General features: G+C 63.9%; 19 protein-coding genes and 2 pseudogenes. 9 read left to right on the top strand and 12 right to left on the bottom strand.

Annotated features, from left to right (window positions below):
* Positions 1–29: 29 nt before the first annotated feature.
* Positions 30–440, bottom strand: coding sequence for a nuclear transport factor 2 family protein (locus AC1DRE_RS06095; protein ID WP_476983786.1), 411 nt, complete (start codon positions 438–440; stop codon positions 30–32).
* Between the two features lie 1,018 nt (positions 441–1,458).
* Here AC1DRE_RS06095 and AC1DRE_RS06100 point away from each other — a divergent pair.
* Positions 1,459–1,893, top strand: coding sequence for a transposase (locus tag AC1DRE_RS06100; RefSeq protein ID WP_476983787.1), 435 nt, complete (start codon positions 1,459–1,461; stop codon positions 1,891–1,893).
* Here AC1DRE_RS06100 and AC1DRE_RS06105 read toward each other — a convergent pair.
* The 7 genes and pseudogenes from AC1DRE_RS06105 to AC1DRE_RS06135 form a co-directional block, all read right to left on the bottom strand.
* Positions 1,890–2,885 (bottom strand): aldo/keto reductase family protein, encoded by a 996-nt coding sequence (locus AC1DRE_RS06105; protein ID WP_476983788.1) that lies wholly within the window; start codon positions 2,883–2,885, stop codon positions 1,890–1,892. The two genes, AC1DRE_RS06100 and AC1DRE_RS06105, sit on opposite strands and share 4 nt — an antisense overlap.
* An 11-nt stretch (positions 2,886–2,896) precedes the next feature.
* Positions 2,897–3,784, bottom strand: coding sequence for a LacI family DNA-binding transcriptional regulator (locus AC1DRE_RS06110; protein ID WP_476983891.1), 888 nt, complete (start codon positions 3,782–3,784; stop codon positions 2,897–2,899).
* A gap of 51 nt (positions 3,785–3,835) precedes the next feature.
* A pseudogene (locus AC1DRE_RS06115) lies at positions 3,836–3,964 on the bottom strand (LacI family DNA-binding transcriptional regulator); the annotation flags it as partial.
* 1,497 nt (positions 3,965–5,461) lie between these two features.
* The gene (locus AC1DRE_RS06120) at positions 5,462–5,752 is read right to left on the bottom strand and encodes a hypothetical protein (RefSeq protein ID WP_476983789.1); all 291 of its coding nucleotides are present in this window, start codon (positions 5,750–5,752) and stop codon (positions 5,462–5,464) included.
* Between the two features lie 89 nt (positions 5,753–5,841).
* Entirely contained in the window at positions 5,842–6,483 is a 642-nt protein-coding gene (locus AC1DRE_RS06125; RefSeq protein WP_476983790.1) for an RraA family protein, read from the bottom strand.
* Between the two features lie 30 nt (positions 6,484–6,513).
* Positions 6,514–7,503 carry a hydroxyacid dehydrogenase gene (locus tag AC1DRE_RS06130; protein ID WP_476983791.1) on the bottom strand — a complete coding sequence of 330 codons (990 nt, stop codon included), beginning with the start codon at positions 7,501–7,503 and terminating at the stop codon, positions 6,514–6,516.
* A 9-nt stretch (positions 7,504–7,512) separates the two neighbouring features.
* Positions 7,513–8,829, bottom strand: a complete 1,317-nt coding sequence (locus AC1DRE_RS06135) for an MFS transporter (protein WP_476983792.1) — start codon at positions 8,827–8,829, stop codon at positions 7,513–7,515.
* Between the two features lie 173 nt (positions 8,830–9,002).
* Between AC1DRE_RS06135 and AC1DRE_RS06140 the strand changes: the two genes are divergently transcribed.
* Entirely contained in the window at positions 9,003–10,622 is a 1,620-nt protein-coding gene (locus AC1DRE_RS06140) for an IclR family transcriptional regulator (protein WP_476983793.1), read from the top strand.
* 261 nt (positions 10,623–10,883) lie between these two features.
* Here AC1DRE_RS06140 and AC1DRE_RS06145 read toward each other — a convergent pair whose 3' ends face one another.
* A complete protein-coding gene (locus AC1DRE_RS06145; RefSeq protein ID WP_476983794.1) occupies positions 10,884–11,225 on the bottom strand; it encodes a DUF3592 domain-containing protein in 342 nt (113 codons plus the stop codon).
* Between the two features lie 81 nt (positions 11,226–11,306).
* On the opposite strand from AC1DRE_RS06145, the gene AC1DRE_RS06150 reads away from it, so the two are divergent.
* Both AC1DRE_RS06150 and ykgO read left to right on the top strand, forming a co-directional pair.
* Positions 11,307–12,221 (top strand): CobW C-terminal domain-containing protein, encoded by a 915-nt coding sequence (locus AC1DRE_RS06150; protein WP_476983795.1) that lies wholly within the window; start codon positions 11,307–11,309, stop codon positions 12,219–12,221.
* 53 nt (positions 12,222–12,274) lie between these two features.
* Positions 12,275–12,397: a type B 50S ribosomal protein L36 gene (gene ykgO, locus AC1DRE_RS06155; protein WP_011693081.1), complete on the top strand. Its 123-nt coding sequence runs from the start codon at positions 12,275–12,277 to the stop codon at positions 12,395–12,397.
* Positions 12,398–12,404: 7 nt separating this feature from the next.
* On the opposite strand, the gene AC1DRE_RS06160 is transcribed toward ykgO, so the two are convergent.
* On the bottom strand, positions 12,405–13,100 hold the full coding sequence (locus AC1DRE_RS06160) for a GntR family transcriptional regulator (RefSeq protein ID WP_476983796.1): 696 nt from the start codon (positions 13,098–13,100) through the stop codon (positions 12,405–12,407).
* Positions 13,101–13,271: 171 nt separating this feature from the next.
* Between AC1DRE_RS06160 and AC1DRE_RS06165 the strand changes: the two genes are divergently transcribed.
* Positions 13,272–14,492, top strand: coding sequence for a glycerate kinase (locus tag AC1DRE_RS06165; protein ID WP_476983797.1), 1,221 nt, complete (start codon positions 13,272–13,274; stop codon positions 14,490–14,492).
* On the opposite strand, the pseudogene AC1DRE_RS06170 reads toward AC1DRE_RS06165, so the two are convergent.
* Positions 14,458–14,979 (bottom strand): annotated as a pseudogene (locus AC1DRE_RS06170) (sugar phosphate isomerase/epimerase family protein); the annotation flags it as partial. The gene AC1DRE_RS06165 and the pseudogene AC1DRE_RS06170 sit on opposite strands and share 35 nt — an antisense overlap.
* Here AC1DRE_RS06170 and AC1DRE_RS06175 point away from each other — a divergent pair.
* The 3 genes from AC1DRE_RS06175 (at position 14,977) to AC1DRE_RS06185 (ending at position 15,964) form a co-directional block, all read left to right on the top strand.
* Positions 14,977–15,393 (top strand): substrate-binding domain-containing protein, encoded by a 417-nt coding sequence (locus tag AC1DRE_RS06175; RefSeq protein ID WP_476983798.1) that lies wholly within the window; start codon positions 14,977–14,979, stop codon positions 15,391–15,393. The pseudogene AC1DRE_RS06170 and the gene AC1DRE_RS06175 overlap by 3 nt on opposite strands.
* On the top strand, positions 15,347–15,547 hold the full coding sequence (locus AC1DRE_RS06180) for a substrate-binding domain-containing protein (RefSeq protein WP_476983799.1): 201 nt from the start codon (positions 15,347–15,349) through the stop codon (positions 15,545–15,547). Before AC1DRE_RS06175 ends, AC1DRE_RS06180 begins: the two co-directional genes overlap by 47 nt.
* A gap of 81 nt (positions 15,548–15,628) precedes the next feature.
* A complete protein-coding gene (locus AC1DRE_RS06185) occupies positions 15,629–15,964 on the top strand; it encodes a hypothetical protein (RefSeq protein WP_476983800.1) in 336 nt (111 codons plus the stop codon).
* Between the two features lie 42 nt (positions 15,965–16,006).
* Here AC1DRE_RS06185 and AC1DRE_RS06190 read toward each other — a convergent pair whose 3' ends face one another.
* Positions 16,007–16,756, bottom strand: coding sequence for a LysR family transcriptional regulator substrate-binding protein (locus AC1DRE_RS06190; protein WP_476983801.1), 750 nt, complete (start codon positions 16,754–16,756; stop codon positions 16,007–16,009).
* A gap of 164 nt (positions 16,757–16,920) precedes the next feature.
* Between AC1DRE_RS06190 and AC1DRE_RS06195 the strand changes: the two genes are divergently transcribed.
* On the top strand, positions 16,921–17,325 hold the full coding sequence (locus tag AC1DRE_RS06195; RefSeq protein ID WP_104174676.1) for a DUF5997 family protein: 405 nt from the start codon (positions 16,921–16,923) through the stop codon (positions 17,323–17,325).
* Positions 17,326–17,333 lie beyond the last annotated feature (8 nt).

Here is a 17,333-nt window from a genome sequence, read left to right on the forward strand (position 1 = left end):
GTTGACCTCCCGCTCGCCGGCCGGGCTCCCTACGACGCTTCCGGCTGCACCACCGTGTCGGCGTGGCGGTGGGCCACCTTCCACTCCCCGTCTTCGCGGCGGTCAACCTGGGTTACACGGAGGGTATATGTCCTCGGCTCTCCGTTCACCGAGGCACTCGTGTGCTCGTAGCCAACGGTGTAGGCGATGTCCCCGACCACGTCGGCCGCGATGATTTCGTGCGAGTACGACGTGCATTCCGAGAAGGAGCTTTCCAACTGGCGGAAGATGTTCCCCACCTCCTCGGGTCCGGTGCCTGACATCCAAGCGCCCAGGACCGTGACCGGCGCCCTGCGCGACCAGATCGCAAACCGCGGACCGGCATCCCCGTTGTGCAATGCGATCTCGGCGTCTTTGAGTCGGGAGCCAACCCAAGTCATGAAATCGTCTCGGTCGCTCACACCGGACCTCCAAGGAATCGTGTTCGTCGGCACCCGAGGGGACAGGAAGAAACCATCGGTGTCGTTTTCAGAAGCTGACTGCACAAACTTCCCCATGGTTCTGTAAGTCTTTACCCGGTTGCTCAGTGAGCGGCTGGCAGTCTGGTGCTGTGGCCGGGCTGGGGTGTGACTCACCCATGGGTTTGCCTCCGAACTGAGCTTTCCGGAGTGCGCTTTCTTGGATATGTCCACCCTGGCCGGGCCCAGCATCGGTTCTGTCTACAGCGCTGGCCTGATTAGAAGCATGCCTTCCCGCGCACCGGGTGTGGCCCATTACAGACCTGCCACCGTAACCCACCGACGCGCTTGCGTTCCCGGCACCAAGGAGGAACAGATGATTGTGGCAGAGCATTCGGCTTCGTCGTCGGCATTGGTACCCACGCCAAAACCCACACCCTCGCCATCATCGACACCGTAAGCGGTGGAGAGATCGCGAACGAAACATTCCCGGCCACCGCAACCGGAGGCAATCGCGCCCTGTCCTGAATCCTGCGGCGCACCGACGCTTCCCGTAAGCAGGTTCTACTCTCCATGGAGGGAACAGGATCGTACGGTGCGAAACTCAGGCAACAAGCCTCCGACGCCGGCTTCCAAGTCACCGAAGCGCCAGTCCCTAACCAACGGCTTGGCAGGCACCAGGGAAAATCCGATTCCATCGACGCAACCCGCGCAGCACGAGCCGTTCTAAGCTTCCCCAACCCACCGTCTCGGGGAACCACGGTCGGGCCAGAACCAGATGGCACTCCGAGTCCTCACAAATGCGCGCCGATCCATGACCCGCGAACGCACCGCAGCCATCAACGCTCTGACGGCCCTCCTACGCATCGTGGACCTCGGCATGGATGCCCGCAAACCCTTAACCGTCACATAGATCCAGACCATCGCAGCCTGGAGAGAAAGGGATGAGGAATTCGGAGTCCAAACCTGCCGCCGCGAAGCCACACGCCTTGCCAAGCAGATCCTGACCCTCCAGGAACAGATGGCCAAGAACCACTCAGAACTCGAAACACTCGTGCAGCAAGTCCAGCCGGATCTTCTGAATGTCAACGGAATCGGCCCGGTCCTTGCCGCAATCATCCTCACCGCCTGGTCACACACCGGAAGAGTACGCTCCGAAGCCGCATTCGCAGCCCTGACCGGCACCTGCCCCGTCCCGGTCTCATCAGGTGGCACCACCGGATTCCGGCTGAACCGCGGCGGTGACCGCCAACTCAACAAGGCGATCTACACCATCGCCCTCATCAGAATGAACCGCGACCAAGCCACCAGAGACTACGTAGCCAGGCGAACAGGCCAAGGACGCACCAAGAAGGAGATTATCCGCAGCCTCAAGCGCTACATCACCCGGCAAATCTTCCGGCAGCTCAACAGCGTCGACACCGGCGCTGGCAGAGTTGCGGCGGCCCAGACTTAGACACGCTGGGGGAACGACTCCACCTTGGAGGGGTCGCGCTCGACGACGTCGCCCAAGGCGCCGTCGATCAGGTCCAAGGTGTCCTGGTCCAGGACCACGTCAACTGCTTTGACCGTGTCTTCGAGCTGCTCGGGACGGCTGGCGCCTACAATCGCCGCGGCGACATTGGGGTTGGCCAAGACCCAGGCGACGGCAAGGGTGGCCAAGGGCATGCCGAGATCTGCGGCAATCGGTTTGAGCTTCTCCACTGCTTCCAGAACTTCGGGCTGCATGAACTTGTGTTCAGTTTTCACCCCGCCGTCATCGGAGCTAAAACGGCTACCGGCCGGAACAGCGGAGGCGCCGTACTTGCCGGTCAGCACGCCTTGGGCCAGCGGTGACCAGCAAACCTGGCTGATCCCGAGTTCTTCGCAGACCGGCACTATCTCGGGCTCGATCACGCGCCAGAGCATGTTGTACTGCGGTTGGCTGGACACGAACCGGATGCCCAGTTCGGCCGCCAGCGCTGCGCCGGCACGGATCTCTTCCACGGTCCATTCGGACACGCCGATGTAGTGGGCTTTACCGGCATGGACGATGTCCGCGAAGGCCCCCATGGTTTCCTCCAGCGGGGTTTCGTAGTCGTAGCGGTGAGCCTGGTAAACGTCGACGTAGTCCGTCTGCAGACGTCTCAGCGAACCGTTGATTGATTCCATGACGTGCTTACGGGACAGGCCGCGGTCGTTCTTGCCCGATCCCGTGGGGAAGAACGCCTTGGTCATGATCTCCACGCCTTCGCGGCGGACTCCCTTTAGGGCTTCACCGAGCATGGACTCAGCCTTGGTGCCTGCATAGGCGTCCGCGGTATCAAAAGTGGTGATGCCCAGATCCAGCGCTTTGCGGACGCATTTTGTGGCGAGATCCTGGTCCACAGTTTCGCCATGCGTAGCCCAGTTGCCCAGTGCTATGGCGCTGACGTACATGCCGCTTGTGCCGAGTTTGCGGTATTGCATGAAGGTTCCTTTCAGGGGGTGCCGGAGAGTCCGGCGGAATGAGGAGAATCCGGGGTGCTCGCAGTTGAACGAAGGGTACGGGGAGGCGCGGTGGTCTCCCGGACAACCAGGCGCGCCGGGCGCAGGAGGGCGGCAGGGGGCCGTCCATTCAAGATGGCCAGGAGGATCCGGGCGGCGTCCTGTCCTTGTTCAGCTACTTCGTGGTCCATGGTTGTCAGGTCCACGACGTCACAGAGTTCGTGATTATCGAACCCCAGCACGGAGAAATCCCGTGGAACGTCCAAGCCTGCCTTGCGGAGGACTTTGAGAGCACCGAAGGCCATCTCATCGGAGGCGACAAAAGCCGCTGTCGGGATCTGTTCCGCGACAAGCAGCCGCGACATGGCAGCGGCACCCCCGGCGACACTGTTCTCATCAAACTGTTCAAGCTTGCTGTCCGGGGCCAGTCCGGCTTCGGAGAGGGCCTCCCGATAGCCCGTGAGCCGTTGCAAGGGAGGTACACCGCCGAGGTTGCTGCCTTCATCATCACGGATACCGATGAACGCGATCCGTTCGTGGCCGAGATTTAGCAGATGCCTCACGGCAGCCCGCCCGGCGCCGACGTTGTCCACGGATACTGATCCGATGCCCTGCGCTTCAGCGCCCAGCAACGCCACTGCCTGGCCTTGGGCGGTGAGTGTTTCCAGCTCCGCTTCACTGGGCTGCAAGGCCATGATGATGACCCCATCAGTTCGGCCGTGCAGATGCGCACTACCGAAGAACCGCTCTCGCTGCCCAGGGGTGGCCAGTTCGAAAAGGAGCACATCGAATCCGGCTTCCCTGAGCGTATGCGTGGCTTCACCGATGACCTTTCCGAAGAACCACTTAGCCAGGATCGGTACCACGATGCCCACTGTCATGGTCCGCCCCGTCGCAAGCCGCGATGCAGCCGGAGACGCCGAATAACCTAGTTCGTCGGCAGCATTTTGCACGCGCTTGCGAGTGGCGGCGGAAACGCCAGGAACCGAGCGCAGTGCGCGAGAAACCGTAGATACAGACACCCCGGCCCGTTCCGCAACCGCTTCAACACTAATGGCCATGGAGTTCAGGTTACATACAGTCCGACAATTAGCGCAAGCGCTTGCAAAATATCGCGCACACGTCTCGCCGCGCCCCTTGCCGTCCTAACCAATCGGCCTGAGCCGCTTGACGGAACATAGAAGCATCCAGGATCTGCGAACAGGACTTCTGAACGCTGGCCGGTCGATACATCCCTGCACGAAAGTGCTTTTGTTCGGTACTCCTAGCTGACGATGTCAGACGCCGCATGGGAACGGGCCAGGATTCGAGCTTCGGTGATCGGCCCGTTGGCCGAGCGAGGCATCACGGGGATTGTTGCCGCTGACAAGGCAACTTTGGAGCTCGGCGTTTCCCGGCGTCAGGTTTATACGTTGTTGGGCCGTTACCGCCAAGGCGCAGGTCTGTAACTGATCTCGGGGTCCATCGTTCCACCGGTGGCAAGGGCGGAAACCGCCTGCATGAACCTGTTGAGGAAATCATTCGTGACCTGATCCGCCGGCGGTTCCTGACATGACAGAAACTGAGCGCGGCGGCACTCCACCGGGAGATCGTCCGGGCCTGCGCGTCCCAGGGAATGAAGGCTCCGACGAGAAACACGGTGACCCGGCGCATCTCGATGCTCAACCCGGTTGAGGTCGGACGACGCAGGGAGGGCCGTGATGCTGTGAGGCCGCTGCAGTCCGCTGGCGGTGAGGTGCCGATAATTGGTTCGATCTTGGAATAGGTACATATCGATCACACCGTCATAGACCTGGTCATCGTGGACGAACGCGAGCGTCGATCGATTGGCCGCTCATATTTAACCGTCGCCATTGATGTTTTCAGTCGGGCCCTTGTCGGCTTGGTTCTCACGCTGGAACCACCATCGGCTGTGTCGGTGGGACGGTGCCTGGCTCACGCCATCGGTGACAAACGGCCGTGGCTTGAGCAGCTCGGCGTGGATGTGGAGTGGCCGATGAGCGGTAAGCCCAAGTGGATAACGCGGCGGAGTTCAAGAGCGAGGCATTGCGGCGTGGCTGTGAGCAGCACGGCATCCGTTTGTCCTATCGACCTCCTGGACAACCCCACTACGGCGGCATTGTCGAACGCGTGATAGGGACGGCCATGAGCAAAATCCACGAGCTCCCTGGGACAACTTTCTCCAACCCGGGAGAGCGAGGCCGGTATGACTCCGAGAACATGGCCGCACTGACTCTGCCGGAGTTGGAGAAGTGGCTGGTGCCTGCGGTAGCCAGCTACCACGGCAGCAGACATGGCACATTAGGCCAGACGCCGGTAGCTACGTGGGCTGCCGGGGTCGTTGCCACCGGCATTCCGGCTGTCACCGCGAACCAGACATCGTTTCTCGTGAATTTCCTCCCGGTTATCCGTCGTACCCTGACTCCAGCTGGCAGTACTTACCCGACTTTGTCCCCTATACCCCCCAGTGTCCCGGCCTAGCACTAGGACCGCCCAGGTTCAAAGAAAGTAAGACAGCTCGTAGCGGGTACCGCGGGTGGCAATAGCCGGCCGGGGCCTTATGTGCAGCTTGTGGGGTTCTTGCCGAAGATCTGTCTGGTTGTCATCCGGCAGCTGAGTTCGCCGGAGAGTGCTTGTGGCGTGACCCACACCTGGTGGCCTTGGCACGCTTCGAACATTTGGCGCGGGTGGGTGCGGTCGGCCGCCAGCCAGAGTGCAGAGGAGTCGGGCATGACGTCTTCGACAAGGCCGGTTCTGATCACCTGGCCGTTTTGGCGGATTTCCACTAAAGCGTTGATCAACAGGCTCCAGTCACCGTGTTTACGCGGCGTTACTCGGTTCAGTGTCATGGGCTTTCCGGTTTTCGTCTAAAAGAGTGGCAGCGGCCCATGCCGGGTCGCTGCCACTCTTGTCGGCGGGGAGAGAGCCGTGGTGGCCTCTAGGAGGCGACGGCTTCCTTGATCCGGTCGCGGATCTGGCGTTCGAGGTTTTCCTGGGCGGGGAGGGCCTGAAGGGTTTCGTTGAGTTCTGATTGGGGGATGACCACTATGCCGTCCTGATCGCCGATGACGACATCACCTGGGTTGCAGACGACGTTGCCGCACGCGACCGGTTTGCCGACGTACCCGGGGCCGTTCTTGGAGGGCCCGGCGGGAACCACGGCGCGGGCAAAGACGGCAAGGCCCATCTCGTTCATCTCTTCGATGTCACGGACAGCCCCGTCGACGATCACGCCCGTGACGCCTTTATGGAGGCAGATTTCGGCGAGGATGCCCCCGAACACGGACCGGTTGGTGACGCCGTTCCCGGAGATGACGAGGACGTCCCCGGGTTTGGCTTCGTCGAGTCCGCGGTGGATGGCGAGGTTGTCGCCTTCCCAGATCTGGATGGGGAGGGCGGTCCCGGCCAGCCGTGCGCCGGGGGTGAGGCAGCGGATGTCCGCTGACATCATGTCCAGGCGTTTGCGTACGTCACCGATCAGGGCCGGAGGGAAGGTCGCAAGTGCCTGGACGAGTTCCTGCGCGGGGCGTGGCCATTCGGGGTAGACGGTGATGTTTTCGGCAGAGGCGTTGATGTACACGTTGGGTTCCTTGACTAAAGGCCGGGAGGCTTAGGCGGCGACTGGGCGCAGGGCGTTGGCGTTGACGGGGAATGTCGGGTTTTCACCGGCGAGCACGGCCTGGACCTCGGCCCAGGCCGTTGTTCCTGCTGCGAGGAACGCTTCGTGGGTCTGGCCGGCGACGTGCGGGGTCACGAGCAGGTTCGGTACCTCCCCGAAGGGGAGGCGGTTCTGGGCCAGCGGGTCCCTCATGTCGACCGATTCGGCTTCGAGGACGTCCAGGGCTGCGCCGGCAATGTCACCGGCGAGCAGTGCCTTCACCAGGGCACCCTCGTCGATCAGGCCGCCGCGTGAGGTGTTGAGGACCACCGCGGTGCTCTTCATCAGTCCCAGCTCGCGGCCGCCGATCATGTGCCGGGTGCTCGGCAACAGCGGCGCGTGCAGAGTGATGATGTCCGCACCGTCGTAGAGGGTGTCGAGTTCGACGAGGTCAGCCCCTGCCGCTGCTGCCTCTTCAGCGGTGGCGATCGGGTCCGAGGCCAGCACGTGCATGCCAAATCCTTTGGCGATGGCCGCTACGCGTTTGCCGATGGCACCGAAGCCGACGATTCCGAGCGTACGTCCGGAGAGTTCGTAGCCGATGAGGTCGCCGCGGCCTTCGGCCCAGGTTCCGTCCAATACGCGGTTTGCTGCCGGGACGACCTGGCGGGTCAGGGAGAGCAGGAGCGCGAAGACGTGTTCTGCGACGGCGTTGCTGTTCGAGCCCGGGGTGCTGGTCACCCAGACGCCATTTTCCGATGCTGCTCGAATATCGACATTGTCAGTGCCGACACCATGCCGGGCAATGATCTTCAATCGTGGTGAGGCTTCAATCATGCCGCGGGTGAACGTCTCGGCCCGCAGGATCACGGCGTCAACGTTCTCGCTGATATCGAGGTAGCTGACCTTGTCGGGGCCGTAGCCGACGTGCACGAGGGCGTTCTTGCGGATGTCTGCCAGGACGTCCTCGTGGATGACGTCGGAAATGTAGATTTCGGTCACGGTGCGGGCCTAACGGTAGAGATGGGAAGAAGGGTCGGAGTTAGCCCTGACCGTGAGGCCGACAACCAGCAGTCCAAGGGCGCCTGCACCGACGAGGATGAAGGCGGGCACGAAGGTGTTGCCGGTCAGGTCGATGAGCCAGGTGGCCAGGTAGGGGCCGGCGCCGCCGCCGATGACGGCTCCGACGCTGTGGCCAAACGCGACGCCCGTGTGGCGCACCCGAGTGGGGTAGAACTCGAGCATCGCGCCGTAGGTTCCGGCCTGGCACAGAGCGTAGGGGATGATGCCCAGGCCGAGGCCCAGGAGTGCCAGGACGAAGGAGTGCTGGTTCATCATGGCGAAGGAGGGGATGGTGACGGCGACGTAGGCCACGTAGGACCAGAGCAGGACTTTCTTGCTGCCGATGCGGCTGCCGAGCTGGCCGGCCATGGGGATCAGGAGAGCGGCGAACAGGACCGCGATGAGAACGATGGTCGAGGCTTCGCCCTTGGTGAAGCCGAGGACTTCGCTGAAGTAGACGGCCACGAACACGGTGCCGATGTAGGTTCCGAGGTTCTGCACGAGGGAAATGGAGGTGACCTTGGCCAGTGCCTTGGGGTACTTGGTCATGACTTCCTTGAACGGAGCTTTGGAGGTACCTTCCGTGGTTTTGTTGATGGCCTGGAACTCCGGGCTGTCTTCGACTTTCAGGCGCATGACCAGGCACAGGATCCCGAGGGGCAGGGCGAGGAGGAATGGGATACGCCAGCCCCACGCTGCCAGGTCGGCGGCGGGCATCATTGCCGCCGCGAGGGCTGCCAGGCCGGCGGCGAGGCCCTTGCCGAGCTGGGCGATGCTGGGGATGAGTGAGACGAAGAGGGACCGGCGGTTCGGTGCAGCCCATTCGTGGATATACGCGGCTGCACCGCCGATTTCACCACCGGTGGAGAAGCCCTGCAGCATGCGTAGCAGCACCAGCAGGATCGGTGCGAGCACCCCGATCTGCGCGTAGCCCGGCAGCAGGCCGGTCAGCGTAGCCGCAACACCCATGCAGGTGATGCTTGCGATCAGGCTCGTCCGTCGGCCCATGCGGTCACCTAGGCGGCCAAAGAACACGGCGCCGAGGGGACGGACGATGAATGCCGAGCCGAACACCAGCAAGGTGTTCAGCAGTCCGATGACAGGGTCATCGCCGGGGAAGAAGACGATGGCCAGGGTCGCGGCAACGTAGCCGTAGACGCTGAAGTCGTAGTACTCGATGAACGTGCCGAAAGCAGCAACGCCAGTGGCTTTCTTGGCCTTGGTGCGCCGTGCAGCGTCCGGGACTGCCAATGTGGGAATGGTCATTCGAAGACCTCTCTGTCTTAGAATATTAGATAAATGGGACGATGTCTCATTCGCGGGATTGATATAAGAATGCATGTGTTCTGCGCCACTGTCAAGGTCCGAAAGTTGCGGGCCCTCATAATGTGACTGCTTCACCTGAAACGGGGGCGACGGGAGCGTGAGATACTGCGGAAATGGAACAAGCGGACGCCCCTGGTCAGCGCGATGGTTCTATCGAGGTCTTCGAGGTTATTGAGGCTCTCATAGGCCGCATCAGTTATGGCTGGGGAGTGCGAGAGCTTGCCGAGCAGCTGGGTGCCAGCAGGAGCACGGTCAACAGGATTTTGGCCAAGTTGGTTGAGGAGCGCCTTGTCTCCCGGGACGTCAGTGGGGCATACATCGTCGGCCCGCGACTTAAAGTGCTGTCCCGAACGCTGCACGAACATCATCCCCTGTTCATTGATGGCGCCCGCATCCTCTCCCAGCTGAGCAAGGAAACAGGCGCTACCGCGCTCTTGGCAGTCGCTTCTCATCAGCCTGAAGAGTGTTTTGTCCTCATTTCCTCCGAGCCTGACTCCCCGGTTCGGTACACCCTCAAGGCCGGGACCAAGCTCCCAATCCATGCCGGCGCCCTGGGGCTGGCGATCCTGTCCCGCCGCGGAACACAGGGCCTGCCCGAGCATCTGAAGAAATTTACGGACGACTCTATGGACACGAGGGCCCGGGTCGAGGAGGCCCTGCGCGCATACTCGTCCATCGGCGCTGTGGTCAGCGTTGGCCAGCACATCCCGGACGCCGCCGGACTCGCCGTGCCCATCAGCCTGAACGATCACCTCATAGGGTCAATCTCGTTGTCCAGGCCCAGAAATGAATTCGACGAAACTGCAGTTCCCCAAGCAGCAGAGATTCTGCGCCGAGCAGCGGCTGAACTTGAGACTGCCCTGCAGGCACAAACCACCCGGACGGCAACCCCCGATAATCAAGGACGCGCTTCCTCAACCCTCATCGAGCGTATTTCCCGCCTTCTGACAGAGCTGTGCCTCAGGCCCCTGGCTGCACTGGGACCGGGCCAGCTCGCCTCGGTTGTTGGCGCCGGATCTGTGGCATCACGACGGCTCGCTGAGTCCGCCGGTGAATCCGGACTGATGAGCCGGCTTGGACCACGAGCTTGGGCTGCGGGTCCCACACTGCTGCGATGGGCCGCAGCACTGGGTCCTCACGCTGCCCTGACGGAACTTATCGGTGATGACCTTCGCGAACTTTCAGAGGCAACAGGGGAGACGGCAGGTCTGGCACTCCTGGACCCCAAATCCGGAGCTGCCCACGTCGCCGCGACCCACACCACGGCCGCCAGTGGCGTCCGGTACGTCTCAGAACCAGGCTCACGGATACCGCTACACGCCGGAGCGGCAGGTAAGGCAATCCTCGCGTACCTTCCCCAACAGGTCTGCGACGAAATTACTCTAGAGCCCTTCACGGAACGCACACTCACCAATCCCGATGCCCTGAAGGCCGAGTTGGAGCAGATCCGTGCGCGCGGCTGGGCAACTGGCGAAGGCGAACGAATATCCGAGGCATACGGCACCGCCGCACCCTTCTTCATCAACGGCAAAATCTGCGGATCAATAACCATCACCGTGCCGCGCTACCGCATGGAAAACGTCATCAGCAACGACCTGGCCGCGGCCGTGCTCCATAGTGCCGCGAAGATAACGCGCCTCTTGTCCACCGAAAATTTCAGTCGCGAAACCCACCAAGGGCAACATTCCCCGGCGTCGGAACACCTCCAGCAGGATTACGCACCCTCTAGGTAAATAGCGTAGCCACTTCGTGAGACGCCTCGTATCCCTATGGTTGTGAGACAGGCACGAGCGTTGCGGGGTGCGGAATGACACACCCGCGGCCACGCACTGATGCCCCTAATTGGACCACTTTGAGATTCTCCTGTCTCCACCTGACCACTGCGGGACAGCGAAATAGAACAGTTCCCAAGTCCAAGACATAGCGCTGCCGGCTTCCAGCCTTCAGGCACCCCAGACTCCCTCATCAGCGCAAGAGGACGTTGCCGCCCAGCCCTACGTTCTGCAGGAATGCCTGCCGACAGGCTTGGGCTTGCACCTAGCCAACCGGCCTTTGGCGAAATGGGCCGGGCGCGTAGATTCAGCGGGGTTGGCCGGGTTGTAGATCACTGGAATGGTAGTGCCGATGATCTCCTGGTCCGGGCCGTAGATATCCGCCTGGCCCAGCCACCGCTGGCCGTGGGCGTCGTGGAACTCGTAGGACGGGGCAAAGCGGTGCATGCCGCTGCTGGCTGGGCCGTCTGCGCCGTGCAGGTTTCCGGTGACGGTGGCCTGCACCGGCACCCAGTAGCGACGGCGATTGCTCGTGCCGCCGGCCCCGTCGCTCCATCCAGCCACACTTCCGGTAACAATGACGGCAACTTATGGGGTGCGAAGGAACAGTTGTAAATGCGAACCATTCTCATTTAGAGTGGAGGCATGCTTCTTACTGTTGTCAGTTCCCTCGATGTCCTGTGCCGCCGGCGTGCCTGCGAAGTGCTGGCCGCTGCCCATCCTGCGGCCATGCTCGTTGTGCATGACCTGCTGGACGACGGCGTCGTCGTCCGCCGCATCTTCAGCCCCAACGCCCCCGTGGACCGCGAGGAGACCCGCCTGGAGCACGGATGCCTGAGCTGCACGGTGCGCATGGATGTGGTCCCGACCGTCGAACGCCTGCTCGCCCGCGGCGAGGAGCACATCATCATCGCTTTGCCGCCCGCGGTCCCCGCCGCGGCGGCGGTCAGCGCCCTGAAACAGGGTTTGACGAGCCGGTTCACCGTCCGCTCTGTGATGCTGGCGTGCGCACCGGATTCCCTCGAGGACCATATCTGGGACCACCACACCCTGTTCGAATCCGGGTTCACGCCGACGCCGGAGGACCAGCGCACGCCCGGAGAATTCCTGATCGGTGAACTCGCCTTCAGCGATGCCTCACCGTTCGTCACCGTTACACAGCGAGTCCAGCGCCCACTCCACGCCGAACGCTTCCGGGACGCCCTGGCAAGGCTGACCGAGGGCTGCTGCTGGCTGCGCGGCCGGCTGTGGATCGCGACGGCCCCGGACTGCAGGATCGCCATCCAGGGAATCGGACCCCGCGTCTGGCTCGAAAACACCGGCCCCTGGCTGGCCGATCAAGCGGCACAGTTCCCGGCCAGTGGGGCAACGGACCGCGATCCCTCCCTGGACTGGCACTCCGACCATGGCGATCGTGGAACCGTCATCGCGGCAACCGGCGAACACCTCGACCCGGCGGAATTCGCCCGGCTGCTTGAGGACTGCCAGCTCACCGACGCCGAAATGGACGCGCGCCCCGCGGACCTGCCCGACCCGTTCGACTTCACCCTGACCTCCTAACCGAGGCTGGCCACAACCCCCACTCCGCCACCCAAGTAAAAGGAGAAACACCCATGAAAGTACGGAACTCACTGCGGGCACTGAAGAAGATACCGGGGGCGCAGATCGTGCGGCGCCGCGGCAGGACCTTCGTCATCAACAAGAAGAATCCCCGGATGAAGGCCCGCCAGGGCTAGGGCCTGCCTAGCCCTGCGCGTCCAGTGACGACCCGAGGTCGGCCTCAGGACCGGGGACGCCGCCCACGGCTGCGACCAGCCGTTCCCGGGGCCGGCTCAGGTGCTCCTCCAGGAATGCCGTGGCAGCCGGCCCGTCGCCGGCCTCGATAAGGTCGAGCAGGTGCTGGTGCTCCCTGACAATGCGCTCGGGTTGGACCAGCTCCAAACCTTGCACTTGTGCCATGCATAGCCTCACCTGCGAGACGAGGGATTCGTACATCCGGCTGGTCCGGGGGCTGCCGATGCTGTCCACGAGCGCCATGTGGAACCGCATGTCAGGGTCCACGGTGTCCAGGCCGGAACCCGCGTCAACCCTCTCCAGGTCGCGCTGGGCGGCGGCGGCGGCCGGTGGCACGGTGCGGGACTCCGCCAGCTCCAGCAACACCGCCTTCTCCAGGCGCGCCCGGGTGAGGTAGATGTCCCGGACGTCGTCCGGTCCCAGCGTCATGATTTTTGCAGTCTTGTTCGTGCGGCGTTCCAGGAGTGACTCGGAAACCAGTTTTTCTATCGCGGCCTTCGCTGTAGGCCTGGCGACTTCGTACCGGGCGGCCACATCCGTCTCCGTGAAGGACGTGTCCGACGGGTACTCCCCGCGCAGAATCCGTGAGCGGATATCGTCGGCGATCGCCTGAACGATGGAAACGGTCATCAGCTGCGTGGCCACGGCTCTCTCCTCAGTCTCGGAACAAATATTACGTCAGTGGCAAAGACAAGACTACCTGCTAGCCATGTGCACTTGCTAGACAATCAAAGTGGAATCGTGTGTACTTGTTAGACAATCCGAGGCTGACGATAGCCAAATCCTCCTCCACCGACCACACCGGAGACCACCAGAATGCTGCCATCCGCCAATAGCACCCACGGAACCGACGATTCCCGCGCCGAGGCCCTGCCGGAGGCAGCGCGCCCGGTCCGCATCCTGATTGCACCGGACAAATTCAAGGGCTGCCTGAACGCGATCGGCGTCGCTGGCGCCATCCGCTCAGGCATCGAGTCCGCCGCAAACGGCACCCGCCTTGAGGTCACCGTCCTGCCACTGGCCGACGGCGGGGACGGCAGCGTCGAGGCGGCGGTCTTCGCCGGCTCACAGCCGCAAACAGCCGAGGTGACCGGCGCAGACGGAGAACTGACGGAGACGCAGATCGCGTTTGACGGGACCACTGCCGTCGTCGAGGTGGCCGGGACGTGCGGCCTGGCCACCCTGCGGGGGGCGCTGCGCCCGTTGTCGGCTTCCAGCCGCGGCCTGGGTGAGGCCATGCTGGCAGCCGCTCAGCTCAAGCCTGAACGAATCGTGGTGGCCCTGGGCGGGAGCGCCAGCACCGACGGAGGCGCCGGAATGCTGGCAGCCCTGGGCGCGGTATTCCGTGATGCCCACGGGAACCCCGTGGAACCGGACGGCAGGTCACTGGACCGGATCGTCCAGGTGGACCTGGGCGGCGTTTTCGATTTCGGCGGAACAGCAATCATCGGCGCCAGCGACGTCACCAACCCGCTTCGGGGACTGCAGGGTGCTGCACACGTTTTCGGGCCGCAGAAAGGGGCGGATACCGCCCAGGTTTCGCTGCTGGACCGCGGACTGGATCGTCTGGTCAACGCCTGCCGGCCGGTTTCGGGGATCGACGCCGAGGCCCTCGCCGGAACTCCGGGTGCGGGCGGCGCGGGAGGCATCGGCTTCGGACTGCTGCTTCTGGGCGGATCACTCGTCTCCGGAGCGGACTACTTCCTCGACCTCCTGTGCTTCGATAGGCTCGCGCAACAGGCCGACCTGGTGGTGACTGGGGAAGGCCGCCTCGACGCCCAGACATCGGACGGCAAACTCATCTCCGCCGTCTGTACGCGCGCCGCTGGCACGCCGGTGTGGGCGGCAGTCGGCACCTCGCTGCTCGACGCGGAAGCAGCCAGCGAGCTGGGCCTGTCCGGAGTTGTGGCCCTTACCGACATCACCGCACACGACACGTCCAGGGACCCCGGCTTGGCAGCCGAAGCCCTGCAACAGGCCGGCCGGAACATCATCCAGCACGTCAAGGCACACGCGCCGGCGTTCGCCACCGAGTAGGCAGGGCCAGGGCCGCGTCCCGCAGGACCTTGGCCGCCACCTGAAGGCCTTCGATCCGGCCCAGGGAGGTGTCCTCGTGCTCGATGTTGACCAGCATGTTCGGGTCCACCTCGTACAGCGCGCGCAGGAATTCGGTCCAATACGCGGTGTCGTGTCCGCGGCCGAGGGCCACAAAGTCCCAGGCCGAGTTTTTGGGCCAATCATTGGCCCACTCGTCGCCGCCGACGTTAGTGCGGTCTTCCTCCGGTGCAAGCCGGCGGAAGCTGTTGTCCAGGACGCCGTAGAGCGCGGCGTTCACGGCGTTGACGCGGACGTCCTTCGCGGCGGCCGGGAAGACCAGCGGACCGAGTTCACGGACCACCGCCACCGGATCCATCTGCTGCCAGAACAGGTGCGAGGCGTCCAGCTCGACGCCAACGTGCGTGGCGCCGGTCAGCTCGATGAGCTTGTGGACATCGGCGGTGTTGAACACAACATTCTGCGGGTGCTGGAATCCGCGCTGGCGGCGCACGGCTACCAGGTGACCGTGGCGGACTCGCGGCCCGGGCAGAACCGGATCAAGGAGGCGACAGAGGGCCTGCTGGCCATGCACGTCGCGGGTCTCGTGATCGCCGCCGAACCCAGCGAGGCAATGCTTTCAGGCACCTGGGTCCCCACCGTCGTCGCAGGCTGGCGTCACGGTGTTCCGGCCGGCGCCGACCTCATCACGAACGACGACGACGGCGGCGGCCGCTTGGCGGCGAGCCACCTGTTAAAGCTCGGCCACACCCGCATCGGGCACCTTTCCGGTTCGGACGGGGCGGCCGCGCACCGGCGCGAAGGCCAGGGGCCTGTCCGTACCGGAAGACCTTTTGGTGATCGGCTACGACAACTCCCAGCTGGCCAAATCCCGGTACCTTGACCTCACCTCCGTTGACAACCGGAGCGACCTGGTGGGCGTTGACGTCGCAAACACCCTGCTGGCACGGATCCAGGACCCCGCCCTCGGACCCGGCCGCAAGCTGATCGCGCCCGCCCTGATCGTGCGCGGCACCACGGGCCGCGCCTCCGGCTGACGCAGCGGCGCAGGCGGCTTGGATTCGGGCCGCCGGCACCCGGTTGAGCCGACGCGCGGAAGCCCTTGTTAGGGTGGAAGCATGAAATTCAGCCTCGCCACCCTGTCCTTTGCCGCCCTCATCGTTGTGCTGGCCGGTTGTGGTCAGGTTCAGGGAGCAGCCGAAAAGGCCGTGAGCGACGGAGCATCCCAGGTGGGCACCGCAGCCGCCGACCAGGTCAAGGGCCAGATCTGCACACTCGTGGAAGACGGGCTCGTCAGCGTCAAGGACAAGGAAGTGCTGGGTGGCCTTGCGGCCGGGGCGGAGACCGCAGGCGTGCCGTCGGAGATCACCACTCCCCTGCGGCAGATCGCCGAAGCCGGCGACCAGGTCCCCGCTGAGTCCGTCACAGCCCTGAAGGACGCCTGCACCGCCTAAGGGCCGCGGCGTCAAAAAACTGCGCAGCCCACGGCAGGAGCCTTAGCGCTTTCCCTTCTTGCGTGAACCCTTCCCGCGGCCTTTATCCGGATTGGGAGCGTAGCGCTGGGCAACCTTGGGCTTCTTGACACCGGTCCCCCGCCGGTCCGGCTTCGGTTCCTTCTTGGGCTTCTCAACCTGCGCCGACGGCTGGCGGGAGCTCTGGGCGGTCCGTCCGCGGACGATCCCGATGAACTCCTCAATCACCTCGTCCGGCGCATGGTCGTTGGGCTCGCTGGACCAGGCAAGCGCAATCTGCGTGGTCGGGGCGCCGGTGAGCTTCCGCGCCACCGTATCCTTCACGTTGAAGTGGCGCGCAACCGACATCGGCAGGATGGCGAGCCCCGCGCCGGAGGCAACCACCTGCAACGCCATTTCCGGCCCGCCAAGCCCAGTCACGTCCAGGAACGTTTCGGCTGCAAGGTCTGCCAGTGCCACCTCTTCGAACACCGAAATTTCGTGGCCCTTGGGGGCAACTACCACGGGCTGCTCTTCATACAGGGGAATCACGTTCAGGCCCTCGCGCTCCACCGGGAGGCGGACGAAACTGAGGTCCGCGGCGCCGTCGCGCAGGACTGACAGCTGCGCGCCGTCGTCGGACATAAAGGAGCTCAGCGGAACGTCCGGCATCCGCTCTTCCCAGCGCCGGATCCATTTCCCCGGCGTCACGCCGGCAACGTACGCGAAGCGCAGCCCCCGCCCTTCCGGTTCCGAAGGTGCGGGTGCTTGCGGGAATTCTTCTTCAGCGGACACACGTTCACAGTACCGCCAGAGCTGCAGGATGGCCCCGCGCCGAGGGCGCACGGTGCCCGGCTGGCGCGGGCTGGTGCTGCGCTGGTCCGCTATTTGCACCGCGTTGGTGCTGTATTGGCACTGCGTTGGTGCCTTGCAGGCGGCCCGCCGGATACCCTTGAAGTATGACCTCTGCAAACTCCCAGTCCATGAAGCCGGCCACCGTTGCCAAGAAGCTTGGCATCTACCTGCCCGCAACACCCCAGGAGTTCCAGGATTCGGTTATCACCCGCGCCGATTTCGCCGAGCTCCAGGCCAACCCGCCGGAGTGGCTGGCCGAACTCCGCCGCAACGGCCCGCACCCCCGCCCGGTGGTGGCTCAGAAGCTGAACGTATCCATCAGCGGCCTGGCACGCGGCGGCGTCGAGGAAGCCCTTACGTCGGCGGAAATAACCGCGCTGCTCCAGGCGCCCCCGGCCTGGTTGGTCACCGAGCGCTCCACGCACGCCGCAGTCCGCGCCGAAGCCCAGCGCGTGAAGGACGAGGCCGCCAAGAAGGACGCCAAGAAAGCCCGCGCCAAGGCCGAGTAGGTCCTGTA

The sequence above is a fragment of the Arthrobacter sp. P4_H3 genome, assembly GCF_056400885.1.

Coding starts and splice junctions, on each gene's coding strand:
- AC1DRE_RS06100 (WP_476983787.1), top strand. CDS start 1,459: ATGGCCAAGAACCACTCAGAACTCGAAACACTCGTGCAGCAAGTCCAG.
- AC1DRE_RS06105 (WP_476983788.1), bottom strand. CDS start 2,885: ATGCAATACCGCAAACTCGGCACAAGCGGCATGTACGTCAGCGCCATA.
- AC1DRE_RS06110 (WP_476983891.1), bottom strand. CDS start 3,784: ATGACAGTGGGCATCGTGGTACCGATCCTGGCTAAGTGGTTCTTCGGA.
- AC1DRE_RS06120 (WP_476983789.1), bottom strand. CDS start 5,752: ATGACACTGAACCGAGTAACGCCGCGTAAACACGGTGACTGGAGCCTG.
- AC1DRE_RS06135 (WP_476983792.1), bottom strand. CDS start 8,829: ATGACCATTCCCACATTGGCAGTCCCGGACGCTGCACGGCGCACCAAG.
- AC1DRE_RS06140 (WP_476983793.1), top strand. CDS start 9,003: ATGGAACAAGCGGACGCCCCTGGTCAGCGCGATGGTTCTATCGAGGTC.
- AC1DRE_RS06150 (WP_476983795.1), top strand. CDS start 11,307: ATGCTTCTTACTGTTGTCAGTTCCCTCGATGTCCTGTGCCGCCGGCGT.
- ykgO (WP_011693081.1), top strand. CDS start 12,275: ATGAAAGTACGGAACTCACTGCGGGCACTGAAGAAGATACCGGGGGCG.
- AC1DRE_RS06165 (WP_476983797.1), top strand. CDS start 13,272: ATGCTGCCATCCGCCAATAGCACCCACGGAACCGACGATTCCCGCGCC.
- AC1DRE_RS06185 (WP_476983800.1), top strand. CDS start 15,629: ATGAAATTCAGCCTCGCCACCCTGTCCTTTGCCGCCCTCATCGTTGTG.
- AC1DRE_RS06195 (WP_104174676.1), top strand. CDS start 16,921: ATGACCTCTGCAAACTCCCAGTCCATGAAGCCGGCCACCGTTGCCAAG.